The organism is Tatumella sp. JGM94, assembly GCF_018257595.1.
GTDB classification, from domain to species: domain Bacteria; phylum Pseudomonadota; class Gammaproteobacteria; order Enterobacterales; family Enterobacteriaceae; genus Tatumella; species Tatumella punctata.
This window is the reverse complement of the sequence record NZ_JAERJN010000013.1, coordinates 117,310-130,903: the sequence shown is the minus strand read 5'-3', so window position 1 is coordinate 130,903 and position 13,594 is coordinate 117,310. Positions and strand designations below refer to the sequence as shown.

18 protein-coding genes are annotated in these 13,594 nt (G+C 53.1%); 4 read left to right on the top strand and 14 right to left on the bottom strand.

Translation table 11 applies throughout. From position 1 onward, the window contains the following. Positions 1-139: 139 nt before the first annotated feature. The 4 genes from JK216_RS10875 (at position 140) to dsrB (ending at position 1,874) form a co-directional block, all read left to right on the top strand. A complete protein-coding gene (locus JK216_RS10875) occupies positions 140-418 on the top strand; it encodes a hypothetical protein (protein ID WP_212709306.1) in 279 nt (92 codons plus the stop codon). A 77-nt stretch (positions 419-495) separates the two neighbouring features. Continuing rightward, positions 496-1,410: a DUF808 family protein gene (locus JK216_RS10870; protein ID WP_212709305.1), complete on the top strand. Its 915-nt coding sequence runs from the start codon at positions 496-498 to the stop codon at positions 1,408-1,410. Between the two features lie 34 nt (positions 1,411-1,444). After that, positions 1,445-1,576: a hypothetical protein gene (locus JK216_RS17145; protein ID WP_256441190.1), complete on the top strand. Its 132-nt coding sequence runs from the start codon at positions 1,445-1,447 to the stop codon at positions 1,574-1,576. A gap of 103 nt (positions 1,577-1,679) precedes the next feature. Further along, positions 1,680-1,874, top strand: coding sequence for a protein DsrB (dsrB, locus tag JK216_RS10865; protein WP_212709304.1), 195 nt, complete (start codon positions 1,680-1,682; stop codon positions 1,872-1,874). A gap of 56 nt (positions 1,875-1,930) precedes the next feature. On the opposite strand, the gene rcsA is transcribed toward dsrB, so the two are convergent. The 14 genes from rcsA to fliF form a co-directional block, all read right to left on the bottom strand. Next, positions 1,931-2,563, bottom strand: a complete 633-nt coding sequence (rcsA, locus tag JK216_RS10860) for a transcriptional regulator RcsA (protein WP_212711798.1) — start codon at positions 2,561-2,563, stop codon at positions 1,931-1,933. A 273-nt stretch (positions 2,564-2,836) separates the two neighbouring features. Beyond that, positions 2,837-3,610 carry a flagellar biosynthetic protein FliR gene (fliR, locus tag JK216_RS10855; protein WP_212711797.1) on the bottom strand — a complete coding sequence of 258 codons (774 nt, stop codon included), beginning with the start codon at positions 3,608-3,610 and terminating at the stop codon, positions 2,837-2,839. A 5-nt stretch (positions 3,611-3,615) separates the two neighbouring features. After that, positions 3,616-3,885 (bottom strand): flagellar biosynthesis protein FliQ, encoded by a 270-nt coding sequence (fliQ, locus tag JK216_RS10850; protein WP_212709301.1) that lies wholly within the window; start codon positions 3,883-3,885, stop codon positions 3,616-3,618. A gap of 39 nt (positions 3,886-3,924) precedes the next feature. Then, positions 3,925-4,653, bottom strand: coding sequence for a flagellar type III secretion system pore protein FliP (gene fliP / locus JK216_RS10845; protein ID WP_212709300.1), 729 nt, complete (start codon positions 4,651-4,653; stop codon positions 3,925-3,927). Continuing rightward, positions 4,650-5,042 carry a flagellar biosynthetic protein FliO gene (gene fliO, locus JK216_RS10840; RefSeq protein WP_212711796.1) on the bottom strand — a complete coding sequence of 131 codons (393 nt, stop codon included), beginning with the start codon at positions 5,040-5,042 and terminating at the stop codon, positions 4,650-4,652. Before fliO ends, fliP begins: the two co-directional genes overlap by 4 nt. A 2-nt stretch (positions 5,043-5,044) precedes the next feature. Then, a complete protein-coding gene (gene fliN, locus JK216_RS10835; protein WP_212709298.1) occupies positions 5,045-5,449 on the bottom strand; it encodes a flagellar motor switch protein FliN in 405 nt (134 codons plus the stop codon). Beyond that, on the bottom strand, positions 5,442-6,449 hold the full coding sequence (gene fliM / locus JK216_RS10830) for a flagellar motor switch protein FliM (RefSeq protein WP_212710642.1): 1,008 nt from the start codon (positions 6,447-6,449) through the stop codon (positions 5,442-5,444). The genes fliN and fliM overlap by 8 nt, the downstream gene beginning before the upstream one ends. A 3-nt stretch (positions 6,450-6,452) precedes the next feature. Beyond that, positions 6,453-6,947 carry a flagellar basal body-associated protein FliL gene (fliL, locus tag JK216_RS10825; RefSeq protein WP_212710643.1) on the bottom strand — a complete coding sequence of 165 codons (495 nt, stop codon included), beginning with the start codon at positions 6,945-6,947 and terminating at the stop codon, positions 6,453-6,455. A gap of 160 nt (positions 6,948-7,107) precedes the next feature. Beyond that, positions 7,108-8,283, bottom strand: coding sequence for a flagellar hook-length control protein FliK (locus JK216_RS10820; protein ID WP_212711795.1), 1,176 nt, complete (start codon positions 8,281-8,283; stop codon positions 7,108-7,110). Further along, on the bottom strand, positions 8,271-8,723 hold the full coding sequence (gene fliJ / locus JK216_RS10815) for a flagellar export protein FliJ (RefSeq protein ID WP_212710645.1): 453 nt from the start codon (positions 8,721-8,723) through the stop codon (positions 8,271-8,273). Before fliJ ends, JK216_RS10820 begins: the two co-directional genes overlap by 13 nt. After that, entirely contained in the window at positions 8,720-10,093 is a 1,374-nt protein-coding gene (gene fliI, locus JK216_RS10810) for a flagellar protein export ATPase FliI (protein WP_212710646.1), read from the bottom strand. The genes fliJ and fliI overlap by 4 nt, the downstream gene beginning before the upstream one ends. Further along, positions 10,093-10,821, bottom strand: coding sequence for a FliH/SctL family protein (locus tag JK216_RS10805; RefSeq protein ID WP_212711794.1), 729 nt, complete (start codon positions 10,819-10,821; stop codon positions 10,093-10,095). Before JK216_RS10805 ends, fliI begins: the two co-directional genes overlap by 1 nt. Next, positions 10,805-11,797 carry a flagellar motor switch protein FliG gene (gene fliG, locus JK216_RS10800; RefSeq protein WP_212711793.1) on the bottom strand — a complete coding sequence of 331 codons (993 nt, stop codon included), beginning with the start codon at positions 11,795-11,797 and terminating at the stop codon, positions 10,805-10,807. Before fliG ends, JK216_RS10805 begins: the two co-directional genes overlap by 17 nt. Continuing rightward, positions 11,794-13,506 carry a flagellar basal-body MS-ring/collar protein FliF gene (gene fliF / locus JK216_RS10795; RefSeq protein ID WP_212710649.1) on the bottom strand — a complete coding sequence of 571 codons (1,713 nt, stop codon included), beginning with the start codon at positions 13,504-13,506 and terminating at the stop codon, positions 11,794-11,796. Before fliF ends, fliG begins: the two co-directional genes overlap by 4 nt. Between the last annotated feature and the right edge of the window lie 88 nt (positions 13,507-13,594).

Genomic DNA, 13,594 nt, shown 5'->3' with positions numbered 1-13,594 from the left:
CTGTCACGTTCAGGAGTATTTGTCAGTAAAGCGGCGGGCAGTAAATAGTGTTTCAGTGCTGCGGCTAAGGTTGCCTGTCATGCGGTCTATTGAGTAAAGTGAGGGGTGACCTTATATCCCCGTTATCAGGAACTCAGTTATGGCCAGTATCAAACTGACAGTAAAGCGTCTTTATGCCCTGCAGAATGAACGGATGGTCAGAACCCATGCGACTGCCACTGTTTATGTAGGAGACCAACCGGTAGCTACTGAAGAGATCAGTGGTCTGACAGAAACACCGGTGAGTAAATATATTCATCACCAGCTGACCGCGGGCCAGCCGGTGCGGGTAGAGTGGCAGACCCCGGGGATTGCCGATATGACCGTCACCGAAATGGAAATATGCCCGTGCTGCCATCCGGCGGATACGGAAATATAGCGCGTCACTCTGCTTAATCTTCAGTGCCGCATTATCCCGCGGCACGTTTACACCTGATAACAGGTAAGGAATTATTTTTGGCCGGAACCAGTCTGCTTGCTCTGCTTGATGATATCGCGACCTTGCTGGACGATATTTCTGTGATGGGAAAAGTGGCGGCGAAAAAAACCGCCGGAGTACTGGGTGATGATTTGTCCCTCAATGCTCAGCAGGTCACAGGGGTAAAAGCAAACCGTGAACTGCCGGTAGTCTGGGGTGTTGCTAAAGGATCTTTACTGAATAAAGTGATCCTGGTGCCTCTGGCATTACTGATTTCGGCGTTTGTTCCCTGGCTGATTACGCCGTTATTAATGCTTGGCGGCGCTTATCTCAGTTATGAAGGTATGGAAAAGATTATTCACTGGCTGACTGCGGATAAACAACGAAAAACACCGGAAGCCAGACAGAAACGACTGGAAAATTTCAGTCAGCAGGATGCTGTACGTTATGAAAAAGATAAAATTAAAGGTGCAATACGTACCGACTTTATTCTCTCGGCCGAAATTGTGGCCCTGACGCTGGGGATTGTTTCAGAAGCACCACTGCTGAATCAAATCCTTATCCTGTCCGGAATTGCACTGCTGGTGACGGTCGGTGTTTACGGTATCGTGGCATTAATTGTCAGAATTGATGACTTTGGCTACTGGCTGCAACAGAAAACATCATCTGTCGCCCGGCGTACGGGGGACGGATTACTGGTGCTGGCACCGTTGCTGATGAAGATTTTGTCGGTAGTCGGTACACTGGCAATGTTACTGGTCGGTGGCGGGATAGCGATACACGGTATACCCTGGTTACACCACTGGGTTGAACAACTCAGCCGCCCGGCGGGGAGCCTGTGGTTATCAGTACTGAGCAGCACGGCCGCCCCACTGGTTACCGGAGCGATAATTGGGTCGATTGTGCTGTGTCTGGTGAAACTGTTTGGAAAAATCCGTCGTGAACAGGTATAACTGGCACGGCATGTGAATAGCGGAGTAACAGAGAATGAGCGACGATATTTTTGAATTTGACATTGATGCACAACTGGCCGATGCAGAAGCCAAAGCACAGCAAAAAGCCACTGAAATTCCGGCGGATCTCAGTGACGAGGCTGATTGCGAAGGCTGCAAAATCTGAGTCTGTGAGCAATGGTATCTATAGACAGTAAAACAGGACAACCTTCGGGTTGTCCTGTTTTGTTTTGACCCGGTAGTCAGATAAAGCCAGCAGAGGACAGCACATGCAGACAGGTGAGTGGGTAACGGTAAAAACCGCAGACGGGCCACGGCGTAAGGGTAAAGTACTGGCGGTGGAAACATTCAGTGAAGGTGTTATGTTTCTGGTCGCTCTGGATGATTACCCGAAGGGGGTCTGGTTCTTTAATGAAAAGAACGATCCTGACGGGATATTTGTCGAACCCGGGCAAGGCGATTAACCTGCACAGGCAGCCCGCAGCAGAGCATATCCGCTCTGCTGCGTAAAAAACGGCTGTCAGTGTCCGGAATGAAGACCAGTGGTCAGCGTCTGAGTCAGTTTCACCAGATGATAAATTACCTGTTTATTCTGCGTCTTAATTTTTTTCTTAATATTGCCTTTATGGGAAGAGATAGTTTTTGCTTTTATCTGCATCAGCCCGGCAATTTGTAAGGTGTCGTAGCCGGACATCCACATTTTCAGCATATCTGATTCTGCACGGCTTAAAGCCACCGGTTTCGCGACTGGCTGACGGCTACGGCGTGAGAATTTTTTGCCTGTTTTGCTCAGATAAGGGGAGATAAGACGTTCCAGTGAAAGTTTATCCAGTGCCTTGGTGGTGACAATAATATTCTCACGCAGATAGAGGTGATCGCTGAAATGACTGTTAGGCAATGCCATAAAAATAAAAAATACAGTATCGGGATATTGAGCGATGACTTTTTTAATTTCTGAGTTTTCCCGGCAATGGTTATCCAGACATTGTTCAGAAATAAATACCAGAGAAGGTGTTAAACTATCCAGTGTGCATTTCAATTGTTGCGGATTAATGACACCCTGACAGCAGTGGCTTATTACTCCTTGCGAATTAAGATACTCTTTTAATCCGGTCCGGGTGAAATGACATGGATCGATAATAACGCTTGACATAAATATGTTCCTGCCCGAATGAAAAAATCACACATACACGCGAAATACAAAACACATCCGGCAGGAAGGTTTAGTATTAGCAAAAAGTATCACAAAAGCATCCGGTGTCTGAAAAAAGTACAGCAATGTTTTTATAAGATTTTTATTTATATGCCAGGGTATAGTTCATCAGGCTCAGGTGATGAATGGCCCCACCAGCGTATTGTATTATTATAATCCCGCAAGCAAATCATTAGCCGGGACAGAGTATCAGCCAGTTCCTGTGAATACCAGTCATTGTAATAATATTCCGCTCAGTTGCTCTGATATTCGACTAAATAACTGACTGGTATAAGGTATAAACCATGGAAATAATAACCTGCTGCTGAGAATACCGAGGGTCAGTGTCAGGGGGAACCCGACCACGAATACCGATAATTGTGGTGACATGCGGTTAAGCAAGCCAAGAGTCAGGTTCAGGGTCAGCAGAAACATAATCAATGGCAGGGCCAGCCGCAGGGCACTGCTGAATATTATTGCCGCGAACTGGCACAGGGCGTTGACTCCCCCCGGTGACAGAGAGCGAACGCCGACGGGCAGAGCAGAAAAAGACTCTGTCACTGTTTCCAGTAACCACAGATGACCATTAAAACTGAGGAACAATAACAGGGCCAGCATATAATAAATCCGGGCCAGTACCGATACAGTACTGTGACTGGACTGATCATAAAATGAGGCAAATGACAGTCCCATCTGCAGGCCTGTGACTTCACCCGCCAGCCGGACCGCGGCGAAGGCAAATGTCATCCCCCAGCCAAGCGCGGTACCAATCATATATTGCTGACCAAGGGTCAGTATCCCCGCCAGGGAAAATAACGAAATACCACTGGCTGGCAGTAACGGGGTAATCAGCCCGCAAATGGCCAGCGCCAGCCCTGTTTTTACCCGCGGACTGACCTGTTTTTCGCTCAGCAACGGTGCGGCGCTGATCAGGGCCAGAATCCGGCAGAATGGCCAGAAAAAATCACTGACCATGGCTGACAGCTGGCTGATACTGGCAGAATTCATCGCCTCTAACTCGTCGCAAAAGCCACGGAAGTCAGAATACTGCGCATATATTCCAGTAAAAGATTCAGCATCCACGGACCGGCAATCAGCAGGGTCAGCACCACAGCCAGAATTTTCGGGATAAAAGATAACGTTTGTTCATTAATCTGGGTGGCAGCCTGCAATAAACTGATCACTAATCCGCTGACCAGTGCCGCCAGCAATGGCGGGGATGCCAGCAACAATGCGACTTTCATCGCATTTTGTCCTACGGACATCACAGCTTCAGGAGACATCAGCTATTCCTTATCAGGTTTAAACGGTAATCCGCAGGGTTATTGAATAAAACTCTGTGCCAGTGAACCAATCAGCACCTGCCAGCCATTAGCCAGCACAAATAACATCAGCTTAAAGGGTAAAGAAATCGTTGCCGGGGGCACCATCATCATTCCCAGCGCCATCAGTATGCTGGCGACCACTAAATCGATAATCAGGAAAGGAATAAATACTGTAAAGCCAATCCTGAAGGCTGTCTTTAATTCGCTGGTGATATAGGCCGGAACAAGAATACGCATAGGAACATCTTCGGGACGCTGGATTGGCGGATGCTTCGCCAGCCGGACAAACAGGGCCAAATCTGATTCACGGGTTTGTTTCAGCATAAACCGGGCCAGCGGACGGCTGCCTGCAGCCAGTGCCTCTCCGGCAGGCAGCCGGTTTTCACTGAAAGGCAGCCAGGCCTGCTGGTATACCTGGTCGAGGGTCGGTGACATCACAAAAAAAGTCAGAAACAGAGCCAGCCCGAGCATCACCTGGTTCGGCGGGGCCGACGGCGTGCCAAGTGCACTGCGTAACAGGCCAAAGACAATAATTATTCGGGTAAAGCTGGTCATCATCAGTAAGGCCGCCGGTAGCAGTGTCAGTGCCCCGATAAACACCAGAGTTTGCACCGGCAGGGGCCAGTCCGGACTGTCAGCCGTCAGTGATTGTAATGGCACGGGTGCCCCATATCCCGCGGCGGGGATCAGACAAAGTAATAACAGACAAGGCAGTGACAATTTCATTGTCGGTATCCTCTATGTGTCAGCAGCGTCTGTAAGCGCAGCAGAAAAGTCTGGCTGTCGGTGGCCGGAGAAGCAGGCGCCGCGGGCGGCTCTGTGGCAGGTAATGTGTAAAGGTGGGTGATTTGCTGAGCTGTTACCCCCAGTACCAGCTGGCAGTCAGACAATGCTACCACCACAATTTTCTCATGCTGACCTACGACAAGGCTGTCATTGATCTGTAGCCCGCTACGGCCCGTATGGCGGGTAATGCGCTGTTTTTTAAGCAGCCAGCGCAGGGCAAACAGCACCGCCAGTAACACCAGTAAAACAGCACTGGTGTGGGCGATATCCTGTAGCGCGAACAGGTTGTCGGATGGAACAGGCGTACCGGTTAATGATTGCAGTGGCATGATTAGCGGCTCAGACGACGCATACGTTCTGACGGGGTGATAATATCGGTGATCCTGACGCCATATTTATCGTTAACCACCACCACTTCCCCCTGGGCTATCAGATAACTATTGATCAGAATATCCAGAGGTTCACCGGCCAGCCCTTCCAGCGGGACGATCGATCCCCGCGTCAGACGCAGCAGATCTTTAATGGTCATCCGGGTCCGGCCCAGCTCCACCGTCAGCCGTACCGGAACATCCATAATCAGGCTGACATCCTGTGCTTCCGCCGTGTCCGGGGCATCCTCGCTGGCGGTCTGCGGCGGGACAGTGTCGGTCACTGTAGCCGCCTGTTGCTGCATAGCCTCGGCCCACAGGTCCTGCTCTGGCCCGTTATTTTCTGACGGATGCTGTATATCACTCATCAGGCTGATCCTCGTGCAAAGAGTGTAATGTCGGATTAATCAGTGTCAGTACACGCAGGGCATACTGGTCGTTTAAAATGCCATGCTGTCCGGTAAATACCGGCACATTATCGACATGTGCTGTCACATGCTGAGGCTTATCCAGTGGCAGGATATCCCCTGTTTTCAGGGTTAAAATCCGCGACAGGGGCAGGGCGATATCGGCGAAGTGGGCGGTGACTTGCAGTGCTGAAAGCTGTACTTCTCTGACCAGGGTTTCACGCCACTGGCTATCTTCCTGACGGGAATTTTCCAGGGGAGGATTCACCAGCAATTCGCGTAATGGTTCGATCATCGGAAATGGAATACAGATATTAAACTCACCCACCAGATTACCAATTTCTACCTGGAACGGGGTATTCACCACAATATCGTTTGGTGACGTAGTGATATTAGTAAATTTGACCTGCATTTCTGAACGGACAAATTCTATTGATAACGGATAAATCGCCTGCCATGCTTCACTGTAGCTATCCAGTGCCAGTTTCAGCATCCGGTGGATCACCCGCTGTTCTGTATACGTAAATTCCCGGCCTTCAACTTTGGTCGGAAAGCGTCCATCGCCGCCAAACAGATTATCCACAGCGATAAACACCAGGCTGGGTGAGAACACCACCAGTGCGGTACCACGCAGGGGCTTCAGATGGATAAGGTTCAGGTTGGTCGGCACCGGTAAATTACGGGCAAACTCCTGATAGGGCTGAATATTAACCTGCCCGACGCTGATATCAGGGCTGCGGCGCAACAGATTAAATAATCCCATCCTGAACTGGCGGGCAAAACGTTCATTAATAATTTCCAGCGCCTGCAGACGCTCACGCACAATCCGGCGCTGGGTCGCCGGGTCATAAGCTTTAACCGCTTCTTCGCCGTGCAGCGGGCTTGCTGTGCTGTCGTTACTGCCGTTATCGCCATTCAGGAGCTGGTCAATTTCAGCCTGAGAAAGAATATTGTCAGCCATGGATTATCTCAGAATAAAGGATGTGAAAAGTACATCGTTAATCACCTGTGGCGGCTGACCGGGTATAAATGACGGTGCCAGTACCTGTTTAATTTTTCCGGTCAGGTCATGCTTACCCTGTTCTGTTTCCAGATCCCGCTGATTCTGGCTGGTCAGCAGTAAAATCAGACGGCTGCGGACTTCCGGTAAATACTGGTTAAGCCGGTTGCGGGTCGCCTCATCGGGCAGGCGCAGAGTAAATCCGGCATACAGAACCTTGTCTTCATCGTCGGGGGTACTGGCTGGCAGATTCACCGTAAAGGCATCCAGCGCCAGGAATACCGGGCTGGCCGGGGGAAGGGCAGCGACAGTCGCTGTTTTTTTCTGCGTTCCCGGATCGGATTGTTTCATTTTCAGAAAACTGTAACCGGCAATCGTGCAGGCAGCGATCAGAATCACAATAACCATCAGCGACAGTAACAGACGCTTTGCTGTTTTCTTTCTCGGGAGTGTAGTCATTAGCTAAATCAGTTCCTTGATAGAGGTAAATCTTTGCTGCTGCCCGGGATTATCACGGGTTAATCACCGGACAATGGGCCGAAAAGAGCCTGTTTCTGAACAGAGAGCAGCATACTTCCGGATATACCGGTACCATCAGCCAGGGTGATGACACAGCGTTTCAGGCGAAGAGGTCGACCCGGCCGTCGGTCAGTGTCAGCATCCTGACGCCGGCAGTGTTATGCATCACCGGCGGATCTTCGCTGGCCAGCGAGCTGCCGGCAGGGGAGCCCGACGGGTATTGTCGGCTATCCGGCGGGGTAAACATTGACGACGATGAGGGGTCCTCGTTACCGACGAAACTTCCTCCCAGACTGATACCATTCCCGGCCAGTGCATGTCGCAGGTCGGGTAATGCCGCTTCCAGTACCGTTCTGACCTGGCTGTGGCCGGACAATAACGTCAGGTACGCCTGATCGCTTTTCATCACCAGCGAAATTTTCAGACTGCCGAGTTCCTGCGGATGTAAGCGCAGTTCCGCCGTGTGTAAGCCTTGCTGATGCATAAAAATCACCTGACGGCTCAGTTGTTGTTGCCATGCCGGGTTGTCCGCGGGAACACTTACCGGTGTGCTGGCGGTCATCGCCCGCCCGGCAGCCAGAGGCCCCCCGTTATCGCTGCATAAGGCGATGATCGACGGCAAGTGAGTGTGTGCAGTGGACGCTGAGACCGGTGCCGGCCGGATATGGTCACTGACCGGCGCCGGACTGGCCTGCGGCACCCTGAACAATGGTATGGGCGGCACCGACTGGCGGGGCCCGGCCGCAAGGGGTGTTTCTGCCGTCAACGGATGCTGCCCCCTCGCTGGCGCAGCCGGTGCTGGCCGTTTGCCGGTTACCGGTAAGTGCTGGCGGGAATCCCCGCTGGGCAGGACAGGGAACCGCGACTGTCGGGGGAGATGTTGGTCAGACGACTGCGTCATGATATCTGTGGCGGCGGGCGGAAGATGACGCGGGGATGCAGACCGGTGGTCTGGCAGACCCGTGCTTGTCAGCGGGCCTGCCAGACGTTCCCGCAGTTCTGTCCCGGCTGGAGGCATCAGCCTGCCGGGGATAACCGGTGTTGTCAGCATGGCCAGCAATGGCGTGATATGACTGGCGGTGATGTTATTACCGGACGGCAGAACTGTCGCCTTTTTCGCGATCGGGTGGCGGCCGGATTTAGCGGTTATCAGCCCGTTAGGCGAGGAAATCAGGTCGGAGAAAGGCCAGGCCGCGACGGGTTTTCCCGCAGACAGGTTGTTACTGTGGCTACTGATTTTATTCAGCGCCTGCGCCAGGATAATCAGCTGCGACATGATTGTGCTCCGTGAAAACGGCGGGCAGAAAATTCATCAGTCAGTTTTTGCTGTTGTCGCTGTTGCTGCGCATTCAGGCGTTGCTGATGGCGGTGCAGCAATGTCTGCAACGCATTCAGTCGTTGTTTTTTGCTCTGCCAGTACGCCAGTGCGCTGGCGATATACTGCTCACCCTGTTGTATTGCCTGCTGCTGCAGGCTGATCGCCTGTTGCACCGCAGGAAGAAACTGCTGATAGTCATCCCAGTGGCCGACAGGCATCCCCGGTTGTATCTTCTGGTGCAGGTATTGCTGGTAATCCTGATAGTAACCGGTCAGCAGTTGTTGCTGGTTCAGGGCCTGTTGCTGTGCCGATTGCAGCTGACCCAGTTGCCGGGCTGCGTTGTCGGCCTGGTTGCTGGCCAGCTCACAAAGGGTGACAAGTACGGGGCGGTTATTCATGACTGTTCCTCCGGACGACTAAACAAATGTTCCAGCTGCTCACAGGCAGACGCATAACTGCAATACTGCCGGATACCCTGTTGCAGATAAGCGGTCATTACCTGATGCAGTCTGATCGCTTCATCCAGCAACGGATCGCTGCCAGAGACATACGCACCGACACTGATCAAATCATGGTTGCGCTGCCAGGCTGAAAGCAGTTGCTTACAATAACGTGCCTGTTGCAGTTGTGATCCACTGACTAATTCATACATTACACGGCTTATTGACGCTTCAATGTCGATGGCCGGATAATGGCCTGCCTCGGCAAGTTGCCGTGACAGGACAATATGGCCGTCGAGAATAGCCCTGGCCGCATCGGCAATCGGGTCCTGGGGATCATCACCTTCGGTCAGTACCGTATAAAAGGCAGTAACCGATCCCTTGCCATCATCACCGTTGCCCGCCCGTTCGACCAGAGCCGGTAAACGGGCAAAGACTGAAGGAGGGTACCCGCGGGTTGCCGGAGGTTCACCCATCGCCAGGGCTATTTCCCGCTGGGCCATCGCATAACGAGTCAGGGAGTCCATAATTAACAACACATGCTGACCGCGATCACGGAAATCTTCAGCAATCCGTGTCGCGTAGGCAGCTCCCTGCATACGCAGTAAGGGCGAAAGGTCGGCCGGAGCCGCAATCACCACCGAACGTGCCAGACCTTCTGCACCGAGAATATTGTCAATAAAATCTTTGACTTCCCGTCCACGCTCCCCAATCAACCCGACCACAATCACATCCGCGCGGGTATAACGGGCCATCATTCCCAGCAGCACGCTTTTCCCGACCCCGGATCCGGCAAACAGCCCCATGCGCTGACCACGGCCAACGGTCAGCAACCCGTTAATCGCGCGGATCCCCGTATCCAGCACCTGCTGAATCGGTGTGCGTTGCAGCGGGTTTATCGGGCGACTGCACAGGGATCCGTAATCAGTCACCCGCGGCGGGGGCAGGTTATCCAGCGGGCGGCCATTACTGTCGAGCACCCGGCCGAGCAGCGACGGGCCGAGGGGCAGTTGTTTCCCTTCGCCATTACCGGTATGACTCTGTCCGGCAGCAAACACTCTGGCTCCGGGTGTCAGTCCGTCGGTATTTTCCAGCGGCATCAGGAACAGCTTATGGTGACTGAATCCGACGACTTCGGTCTCGGCCGGAGGTGCATTCCTGCGCTCAATCAGACAGACCGCCCCCAGCGGTAATATCAGTCCGCTGGCTTCCAGCACCAGCCCCGTGGCCCGGGTCAGTTGCCCGTAGCGCCGGACCTCTGGCAGAGACAGTAATGATGTTTCAAAACGATCCAGTTGCTGCAGCCAGCGTTCGAAAGGATATTGCATCAGCAGGCTCCTGTTTGCGCTCTCTGACAAAGTGCCAGCCAGCGATCTGAGATGCTGCAATTCAGTTGGCCTTCCTCCCCCTGTAACAGGCAATCGCCGGGCTGCAGAGCAGTATCACCGGCCAGCTTCCAGCCACGGGCCGCGATTTGTTCGGCGAATATTTTCTCCGCCAGTGGCAAATCCTGCGGATGAACCCGTAACTGTGGCGTTCCGCTGAACAGCGGGTCCTGTTCCAGCAAGCGGCTGATCTGCCTGGCAACCCGCTGGCTGTCACATTTAACCGCGTCACCGGTGATCTGTAAGGCAATCTGCAGTGCCAGCTGTAATAACCGGCTGGTGATAACCGCGTCGATTATCTGTAACGAATGGGCAAAACTTTCCGCCAGTTGGCGGATCTGTTGTTGTTCCGGTGCCGGCTGAGGTGGCGGCGGCAGCTGTCCGGCAGCCAGTTTCCCCTCGAGATATCCGGCCTGATGTCCGGATGTTTCACCGGCGGTAAATCCCTGCTGATAACCTTGCTGCCATATCTGCTGCCGCTGCTGCTCCGGCAAGGGTTCCGCGGGGGCGCAGGGTGTTGTGAGCGGTGCACTGTTAATGACTTCAGCCGTATCCGGCTCTGCGGCGGACAGAGTTTCCGGCTCTGCTGCCACGGGAGCAGGCAGTTCAAAATGTTCGGGCTGCCATTTGCGCCAGTGCATATTTTCCGGTAACTCAGACGTAGGTTTCATCTGCCCCTCCGATCACAATATCGCCTGACTCGGCCAGGCGGCGGACAATTAACAGTATCGCTTTTTGTTCGTTTTCCACGGCTGACATCCTTACCGGGCCACGGCTGCTTAAATCGTCACGCAAAATATCTGCAGCCCGTGTGGACATATTGTTTAGGAATTTTTCGCGTAGCGGTGGCTGAGCCCCTTTCAGAGCAACCAGCAACTGCTCTGAATCGACTTCCTGCAGCAGGCGCTGAATACTGCGGTCATCCACATCGACCAGATTTTCAAACAGGAACATTTCATCAATAATTTTTTGCGCCAGTTCGTTATCAAACTCACGGACCGCTTCAATGACAGACTCTTCCTGCTGGGACTTCATCAGATTGAGGATTTCAGCCGCAGTGCGTACCCCGCCCATTTTGGCGCGTTTAAGGTTTTGTCCGTCGAGCAGGTTATTCAGTACTTCGGTCAGTTCGGCCAGAGCCGCAGGCTGCACTCCGCCGAAAGTGGCAATCCTCAGCATCACATCCTGGCGCAATTTATCATCGAACTGTGCCAGAATATCCGCGGCCTGAGGCCGTTTAAGGTGTACCAGGATAGTAGCAATAATTTGCGGGTGCTCTTCACGGATCAGGTCGGCCGCGGAAGGCGGATCCATCAGGTTCAGGGCATCCATTCCTGACGTTGTATCGCGGGTATCAAGAATATCCTCCAGCAGACTACTGGCCCGTTCCTCTCCCAGTGCTTTGACCAGAACGGTCCGCAGATATTCATTATTATTCAGGTTCAGGGCGGCATACTGACCGGCTTCTTTTTCAAACTGTTGTAATACGCTGGTCAGCTGTTGATGAGACACCTGTTTCATGGTAGCCATGGCTGCACTGAGGTGCTGGACCTCTCGCTGGTTAAGATGCCGGAACACCCCGGCAGCCCGTTCTTCTCCCAGTGCCATCATCAGAATGGCACTTTTTGTTGTTCCGTTCAGTGTCATAGTTCATTCCCCATCCAGTCACGGACTACCAGTGCGACCACCTGCGGGTCGTTTTCTGACATCTCGCGGATACGCCTGCTTAAAATTTCACTATTGATACGCTGTTGTGCCTTGCGTGCCGTTTCCTGTAAGGTGCCGTCACTGCTATTGTCAGGTTCAGTTTCCGGCGCAGACGAGGACAGGGCGATATCTTTTTCCTGACTGGCTGCAGCACGGCGTTGTTCGAGAAGCGGCTTCACGGCTTTACGGTAAAGCAGCAGGGCAGCAATAATCACTATCAGCCACCGGCCGCCAGACAGCAGCAGGTCAGCAAACTGCGGTGTTTTCCACAAAGGCGGACTGTTATCGTCTGTCACACGGTTAAAGGGCGTATTTACCAGCCTGACTGAGTCACCGCGGCTGGCAGAAAACCCCATTGCTTCCTTCGTCAGGGCGGTGATCTGCTGTAACTGTTGCTCCGGCAGAGCCCGGGCTTTTCCCTGTTCGCCGGCCTGATAATTGACTACCACGGCCACGGACAACCGTTTTATATCACCGGTATTGAGTTGCGTATGCCTGACTGTCCGGTCAAGTTCATAGTTAGTGGTTGAGTCATGCTGTGACTGCTGATTTTGGGGAACTGTGGCACGGGCTCTGGCCGCTGTACCGGCCGCCGTGCTGGTGGCTGCGCCATTTTGTGCCGCCGGAGTCGCTGGCGGGGCAGTTTGCGGCGTGGTCACCGGCGCAACAGGGGCCGGGGATGGCTGATTGGTCAGCGCCCCGGGCACACCGCCTGGTAATATTCCGCCATTTTGCTGACTGTCGCTGGACTGTTGTGAGCGTATCGCCTGGCTATCCGGTTTATTATTTGGCGTATAATGTTCGTCGGTTTGTTCCTGTTTATCAAAATTGATTTCTGCTGTGACCTGGGCCCGGACATTGCCACGGCCGACCACCGGTCCGAGAATATCTTCGATCCGCTGACGCATATTACGCTCGACTTCGGCGGTATATTTCAGCTGTACGCTATTCAGTAACTGTCCGCCGGAGACGGAACTGGTCAGCAACGCACCATTCTGGTCAATGATGGTCACATTAGCCGGGGGTAAACGACTGACGCTGCTTGACACCATATGCACAATAGCATTGACCTGGCCATCATCCAGCGCCCGTCCCGGCTGCAACTGTAAAGTGACCGATGCCGTCGGTAACGCATTATCTCTGACAAAGACCGAGGCTTTAGGGACGGCCAGGTGAACGCGGGCAGTACGGACCGCCCCGAGGCTTTCGATAGTCCGCGCCAGCTCACCTTCAAGCGCCCGCTGATAATTGATTTGCTCACTGAACTGGCTGATACCGAATTTTTCGTGATCCAGCAGCTCAAATCCTGTGCTGCCACCGCGCGGCAACCCCTGCTCAGCCAGTTTCAGACGCAGTTCACGTACCTGGCTGGCAGGTACCAGAATATTGCCGGTATTTTCATCCAGCCGGTAAGGCACATTCATCTGCCCCAGGCTGCTGATAATATTTCCGCCGTCCTGTTCGGAAATATTGTTGTACAGCATTTTATAATCCGGAGCTTTAGCCCAGAGTACTAAACCGACGACGATTGCCACAGAGACTGCGGCAGCAAAAATCAGCGGGATACCTGCGGAAGTGCGTAACTTCTCCAGAAGGTGTTGTGCTCTGGCGGAAAATGTTGTCGAAATATCTGCAGGGTTTATTGTCATTGGAATATCCCGGCCACAGAGCCTGGCCTTATTTCTGTTAACAACACATCATTCTCCTGTATTACGTGATGAGGGCAGGGGGGCAATA

What these genes read in the sequence shown, in the direction of transcription:
- fliO (WP_212711796.1), bottom strand. Translation starts at nt 5,042, where the DNA reads ATGCCACTGCAATCATTAACCGGTACGCCTGTTCCATCCGACAACCTG.
- fliP (WP_212709300.1), bottom strand. Translation starts at nt 4,653, where the DNA reads ATGAAATTGTCACTGCCTTGTCTGTTATTACTTTGTCTGATCCCCGCC.
- fliJ (WP_212710645.1), bottom strand. Translation starts at nt 8,723, where the DNA reads ATGAATAACCGCCCCGTACTTGTCACCCTTTGTGAGCTGGCCAGCAAC.
- fliL (WP_212710643.1), bottom strand. Translation starts at nt 6,947, where the DNA reads ATGACTACACTCCCGAGAAAGAAAACAGCAAAGCGTCTGTTACTGTCG.
- fliN (WP_212709298.1), bottom strand. Translation starts at nt 5,449, where the DNA reads ATGAGTGATATACAGCATCCGTCAGAAAATAACGGGCCAGAGCAGGAC.
- JK216_RS17145 (WP_256441190.1), top strand. Translation starts at nt 1,445, where the DNA reads ATGAGCGACGATATTTTTGAATTTGACATTGATGCACAACTGGCCGAT.
- rcsA (WP_212711798.1), bottom strand. Translation starts at nt 2,563, where the DNA reads ATGTCAAGCGTTATTATCGATCCATGTCATTTCACCCGGACCGGATTA.
- JK216_RS10875 (WP_212709306.1), top strand. Translation starts at nt 140, where the DNA reads ATGGCCAGTATCAAACTGACAGTAAAGCGTCTTTATGCCCTGCAGAAT.
- dsrB (WP_212709304.1), top strand. Translation starts at nt 1,680, where the DNA reads ATGCAGACAGGTGAGTGGGTAACGGTAAAAACCGCAGACGGGCCACGG.
- fliI (WP_212710646.1), bottom strand. Translation starts at nt 10,093, where the DNA reads ATGCAATATCCTTTCGAACGCTGGCTGCAGCAACTGGATCGTTTTGAA.
- fliM (WP_212710642.1), bottom strand. Translation starts at nt 6,449, where the DNA reads ATGGCTGACAATATTCTTTCTCAGGCTGAAATTGACCAGCTCCTGAAT.
- fliQ (WP_212709301.1), bottom strand. Translation starts at nt 3,885, where the DNA reads ATGTCTCCTGAAGCTGTGATGTCCGTAGGACAAAATGCGATGAAAGTC.
- fliF (WP_212710649.1), bottom strand. Translation starts at nt 13,506, where the DNA reads ATGACAATAAACCCTGCAGATATTTCGACAACATTTTCCGCCAGAGCA.
- JK216_RS10805 (WP_212711794.1), bottom strand. Translation starts at nt 10,821, where the DNA reads ATGAAACCTACGTCTGAGTTACCGGAAAATATGCACTGGCGCAAATGG.
- fliG (WP_212711793.1), bottom strand. Translation starts at nt 11,797, where the DNA reads ATGACACTGAACGGAACAACAAAAAGTGCCATTCTGATGATGGCACTG.
- JK216_RS10820 (WP_212711795.1), bottom strand. Translation starts at nt 8,283, where the DNA reads ATGTCGCAGCTGATTATCCTGGCGCAGGCGCTGAATAAAATCAGTAGC.
- fliR (WP_212711797.1), bottom strand. Translation starts at nt 3,610, where the DNA reads ATGAATTCTGCCAGTATCAGCCAGCTGTCAGCCATGGTCAGTGATTTT.